Source organism: Cryobacterium tagatosivorans, assembly GCF_004402215.1.
Taxonomy (GTDB): Bacteria; Actinomycetota; Actinomycetes; order Actinomycetales; family Microbacteriaceae; genus Cryobacterium; species Cryobacterium tagatosivorans.
In genome coordinates this window covers 1-5,373 of record NZ_SOEZ01000040.1, presented here as the reverse complement: position 1 = coordinate 5,373, position 5,373 = coordinate 1, and the positions used below count along the sequence as shown (strand labels likewise).

General features: G+C 62.3%; 6 protein-coding genes. All 6 read right to left on the bottom strand.

Annotated features, from left to right (window positions below; genetic code table 11):
* A partial coding sequence (locus tag E3O23_RS08135; RefSeq protein ID WP_134489929.1) for a class I mannose-6-phosphate isomerase occupies nucleotides 1–1,064 on the bottom strand: 1,064 nt, incomplete at its 3' end.
* Nucleotides 1,061–2,101 carry an aldose 1-epimerase family protein gene (locus E3O23_RS08130; RefSeq protein ID WP_166790453.1) on the bottom strand — a complete coding sequence of 347 codons (1,041 nt, stop codon included), beginning with the start codon at nucleotides 2,099–2,101 and terminating at the stop codon, nucleotides 1,061–1,063. The genes E3O23_RS08135 and E3O23_RS08130, both read right to left, overlap by 4 nt.
* Before the next feature lie 118 nt (nucleotides 2,102–2,219).
* Nucleotides 2,220–3,281, bottom strand: a complete 1,062-nt coding sequence (locus E3O23_RS08125; RefSeq protein ID WP_198415162.1) for an ABC transporter substrate-binding protein — start codon at nucleotides 3,279–3,281, stop codon at nucleotides 2,220–2,222.
* Nucleotides 3,282–3,287: 6 nt separating this feature from the next.
* The gene (locus E3O23_RS08120; protein WP_134489925.1) at nucleotides 3,288–4,331 is read right to left on the bottom strand and encodes an ABC transporter permease; all 1,044 of its coding nucleotides are present in this window, start codon (nucleotides 4,329–4,331) and stop codon (nucleotides 3,288–3,290) included.
* Complete coding sequence (locus tag E3O23_RS08115; protein ID WP_134489923.1) at nucleotides 4,331–5,110, bottom strand: ATP-binding cassette domain-containing protein; 780 nt, start codon at nucleotides 5,108–5,110, stop codon at nucleotides 4,331–4,333. Before E3O23_RS08115 ends, E3O23_RS08120 begins: the two co-directional genes overlap by 1 nt.
* A gap of 2 nt (nucleotides 5,111–5,112) precedes the next feature.
* Nucleotides 5,113–5,373, bottom strand: a 261-nt coding sequence (locus tag E3O23_RS18110) for an SDR family oxidoreductase (protein WP_420897650.1), incomplete at its 5' end; no start/stop codon positions are given.

Genomic DNA, 5,373 nt, shown 5'->3' with positions numbered 1-5,373 from the left:
GCGGAGGGTGCCGGGGGCGCGCAGAGTATGCCGCGCATGCGTCCGATGATCGACACATCGCCGGCGCCGTGGGGAATGAGGACCGTGGTGCCGGAGTGGAGATCGAGGTTGCCGGAATCGAATTCCAGGCGCGCACCGCCCTCTATGACCACGAGCACGGCGAAACCGGCAGCGATGTCATGTCGTGTGTGCACATCGAGACTCCAAGCGGCGAAGAAGGTGTCCGCTTCAGCGGGGAAGAGCTGCTGAGCGGTCGACGAACCCTCGCGGCGTCCGGCCGAGAGAAAATCGAGTTGATCGGCAGTGAGTTGCGACCGCTGCAGCCCTGAGATTGCCGTCGGAAGGTCGAGGCCCAGAAGCGCGCTCGACAAAGTGAAGCCGGGATAGCCGGTGTACTCGAGAAGGATTGAGAGATCTGTGGGTTCCTGCAATTCGACGAGTGTGATTCCAGGCCCGATGGCGTGGGCGATGCCGGCGGGTACGTACAGGGTGTCACCGACGTGCAGCGGCATCCTGTTCATCGCATCAAGCATCTCCGGAATTTGCTGGTTCGTGACCCAGATTTCGACTTCGTCGTCGGTGACCGGCCGGTTGAAGCCGAGATAAGCGTAGGCCTCGTCCTGACCCGCCGTGTCGACGACGATCCAGGCTTCGGTCTTGCCCATGGTTCGTTCGAAACGCGCCGCTGCGAAGTCGGCATCCGGGTGGTAGTGGACGAAGAGCCGCTCGTCTGTGCTCAGCAGTTTGACGAGGAGCATCGTGTTGGCACCAAAACGACGGACGTGCTCTGCGCCCAGGTACCCGAGCGGGTCTGCCTCGATAGCGGCACGTAGTGTGCGACCGTCAGGAAGTATCGTCAGGCCTACGCCGTGTCCGGAATAGACCTCGGTAGTTGAGGCGACGAAGTCTTCCGGGGTATACGGGACCTGCTTCCCGGCGCCGCGGAACCGGGCGATGCCTGAACCACCCTGGTAAGGCCGGTCGATCGGTTGGTTTGCTGCGAGCACTACGGGCTGCAGGCCGCCGTCGCGCGCTGACATGGTTGGGGACGTGGTGTGAGTCACGGCTTCTCTCGTTGCGTGGTCCCGGCGCCGGCCGAGAAGGTGAAGTCGATTTGGTAGACAATTGATGCCCCAGCGGCGAGGCTGGGTAGTAGGCCGAGTTCCGCGGCGGCCTCACGGCCCTTCAGCGTCGCAGAGTTGGACGGTTCGATGCCCACGACGTACTGGCCCGGCTGCATCACCTTCCACTGGTGCAAATGGGGAAGGGTGGTGGCGTCGAAGTCAATTTCCAGGGCGATCTGCGTTTCGGGGTTGGTCACCCGCACGACCGTCCGTGGCTCCAGCGGAAGGTGGTGGCGGAAGACGAGGCTCTTGCTTCGGGCATCCGGCTCGGTGATGGTTGACCAGCGTTCGGTTGCCGCCCTCGCGTCGTCGTTCTCCGGCGTGACCTGAAGCGCTGGACTGGAGAATTGGGTGGCCGGGCTGATGAGCGGCCACCCAAGGTTCAGGTGGTAGAGGATCATGTGCGGCTGGTCCGTACTGCCTTCGTTGGTGACGGTATCGGTCAGCCGAAAGCCGCTCGAACCAACTGCTGAGGTTATTGAGCGCCGCAACACGAAGTTCTCGCCGTGCACCGCCACCTGCCGGGTTTCCGCTTCGAGGATCAACTGCTCGCCGTCAATGACGGCGCGAGTGAGAGTGGCTGGCAGCGTGCCGAAGCGGCCGTGCAAGGCGTAACTGTCGCCGTTGCTGGAGCGGCTGGGATCCCCGATGGCGTCGAGGCCACACGTGGCAAGCAGCCCGCCGCCGAAAGTTTTCAGCCAGCCGAAGCCGGCGGTGTCGGCGAGCCCCGGTGCGGCCATCCCCACCGGTGACATCCAGGCGAAGGGGATGCCTGCGAATGTGACCCGGCCGAGGTCGAACGCCCGGTCGAGATGGATCTCCAGCTCGAGCCCACCGCCATTGACAAAGCGGACGACACGGGTACCGTTTTCGCTTCCGCCCGTGGCCACGTATTGGTCAATTCGGGCGACCTGCCCCAGTGTTCCAACACGGCCGCGCGCATGGGCAGCTGTCGAGGGGTAACCATCGTTTAACATGTGGGCGCTTCTCTTCGTATTGGCGGAAGTCAAGAGTGGGTGTGACGGAGTGAACCAAGAAGGGGCCGCGAGACCTGCACCCACGGCCCCTTCTTTACTAGCTGGACTCTTTGTAGATCTAGCAGGACTCTTTGTAGATAGCGTCCTGGATGTCAGCATCCTTCAGGTTCTCCTGCGTGATGATCACTGTCTCGGTACCAATGGACTTCTTGACTTCGCCACCGGTCAAGTGAGCGACAACCTGCTCGACTGCCAACTTGCCAATCTCGCCCGGCTTCTGCGCGATCAGGGCCTGCACGTCGCCGCGCTCGAGCTGCTCAATCTGGCCGGATCCCGCGTCGAAGCCGACCATCTTGACCGTTCCCTCCGCGCCGCTGTTGCGCAGGCCAGTTGCCGCGCCCTGAGCTGCGAACAGGTTGGTAGCGAAGATGCCGGCGAGGTCGGGGTTGGCCGCGAGGGTCGCGGAGACGATGGACGCCGCCTTGGCTGGGTCGTTGTCATTGATCTGTGCACCCAGGTACGTGATGTCCTTGTAGGTCTTGATCTGGTCCTCGAAGCCCTTCTGCCGTGCGTCAGACGTGGATGCGCCGGCCTTGAACGCGATCACCAGGACCTTGCCCTTCTTGCCGATGAGGTCAGCAAGCGCGTCAGCGGCCTGCCCGCCACCGATGGCGTTGTCCGTTGAGATGCTCGTGAATGCGAGGGAGGGGTCAGCCAGCGTGGTGTCAACGAGTCCGACTGGGATTCCCGCGCTGACAGCCTTGGTCAGCGGCGGAACGAGCGCCTGGGCGTCGGTCGGAGCGATCAGCAACGCGGCGGGGGCGGTCGCCACCATGGCGTTGAGGATCGGAGTCTGCACGGCAGCTTCGAACTGCTGAGGAATCTGGGTGCTGACCTTCATGCCGTACTCGTCGGCCGCGGCTTCGATGCCGCACTGCATCGAAATGTAGAACGGGTCATTGACGCCCGGGATGAAACCGATCGTCTTCCCGGCCAGGTCGGCGGTGGTCAGGGATTTTGCGGGACCAGCATCTGCCGCCGGTTCGCCAGTTGTTCCGCAGGCCGACAGGCTTGCGGCCAGGGCGGCCGCCATCAGGAGTGCTGCGCCGCGCTTAACCTTGTTCATGGAATTCCTTCTGTTTGGTTTTTGCTGAAGTGCGAGGGGTGTGATGTGGTTCACCGGGGGTTACCGGTCTCTGCTACGGCGCCTCATCTGATCGAGATAGACGGCTCCGAGGAGCACCGCACCGACAGCGATTTGCTGCCAGTAGGGGCTAATGTTCAAAACGACGAACCCGTTCTGAAGTACAACCGGGATAAAGACCCCGATGATTGTGCCGATCATCAGTCCGCGGCCGCCGAAGAGACTGGCCCCTCCGATGACGACAGCGGTGATGGTCGCCAGATTGTCGGTCGAGTGACCGCCGAGAGTGGTCGTCGCGAATCGCGCGGTCGACAGGTATCCGGCGAGTCCGGCGAGCAGGCCGGCAAGCGCATAGACCTTAATGAGGTGGCGAGTCGTGTTGACACCGGTGCGCCTCAGAGCCTCTGCGTTGGATCCGATGGCATAGGTGTAGCGGCCGAATCGGGTCTGTGCCAGCACGATTCCGAACATCACCGCAACGACGAGTGCGATCAGCGCCAACACAGGGATCCCCGCGACGGTTCCGGATCCGACGGCCTCAACGAGGGAAAAGGGCACGTTGCGCACGTCGACGCCATTTGTGATGAGCAATGATGCGCCAAGCGAAGCGCCCATGGTGGCCAACGTCACGATGAGAGCCGGAATCCTCGCCTTGGCAACAAGGAACCCATTGAGAATGCCCCAGAGGGTGCCAGCAACGAGTGCCACGATGAGGCCGATGATGAGAGTCAGCGGTGTTCCGTCGCCGATTCCAGCCATCACCATGGCTGAAACGACGCTGGAGAACACAAGCACCCCGCCGACGGACAGGTCAATGCCGGCAGTGATAATGACGAAGGTCGCCCCCACGGCCAGGACCAGAAGGATCGCGGCATCCGAGAGGATATTCAGCGTGTTGCTGAGCGTGGGGAAAGCGGTGGGCTTGAGTACGGAGAACACCACGATCAGGGCAACCAGCGCCAGAAAAAGGCGAAAGGTGTCGCTCTTGACGACGGAGGTGAGGAACGTTGGCTGGCGGTAGAGGTCGTCGTGTCCGACGATGGCGGTCGACGAGGTCTCGGTCGTAGGGGGGGTTGTTGTAGCCATCAGTTGTTGACCTCCATGGTCCCGCTGGTCATCGCTGTCACGAGATCGTCGACAGTGGCGTCCGCTGCATTGAATCGGGCAACTCGCTGACCGAGTCGAAGAACTTCTACTCGATCGCTCACTTCGAGAATCTGAGGCATGTTGTGGCTGATCAGAACGACTGAGATACCAGCCGCCTTGACCCGGAGGATGAGCTCCAGGACCTGCTGGGTCTGCACCACACCCAGAGCTGCGGTGGGCTCGTCCATGAAGATGATCTCCTGAGCCCACATAGCGGCGCGGGCGACGGCTACAGACTGCTTCTGCCCACCAGACAGGTCCGCGACTGGGGCAGAGATGTCCTTGAGCTTCACTCCCAATTGCGCCATTTGCAGCTGGGCGTTGTCGAGCATGAGCTTCCGATCCAGGAAACCGAGTTTGCCGAGAAGGCCTTTACGGAATACTTCGCGTCCAAGGTAGAGGTTCGACGCCGGATCGAGGTCCGGCGCGAGAGCCAAGTCCTGATAGACGGTCTCGATGCCGTGGTCGCGGGCGGACGTAGGCCCGTCGAATTTGATCTCCTTGCCGCCCATCTCGATGGTGCCGCTGTCGGGCGTCACTGTTCCGGAGAGGATCTTGACCAGGGTGCTCTTGCCGGCGCCGTTGTCGCCGATGAGCGAGACGATCTCGCCAGGGTAGACGGTGAAGTCCGCACCCCGCACTGCCTGCACGTGTCCGTAACTCTTCTTGATGTTGGTGGCTTGGAGCAGTGGTTGCACTGCTGAGGTGGAAGCGGGCATTGTCAAATCTCCTGTGAGGTGGGGAGGATCACGAGGTCGCGGATGTTGACGTGACGGGGCCGGGTCAACATATAAAGGACGGCGTCGGCTACGTCTTCCGAGGTGATGCCTTGTGCCTGTTCGACGCTGGATTCGGTCGAAGCGTTCTCGGCGATCCCCCAGAGCTCGTTGAGGACAACGCCCGGGGCGACTTCACCGATCCGCACCCCGGTTCCGACAAGCTGGCGGCGCACCCCGTGCGTAAAGGCCTGAACAGCATGCTT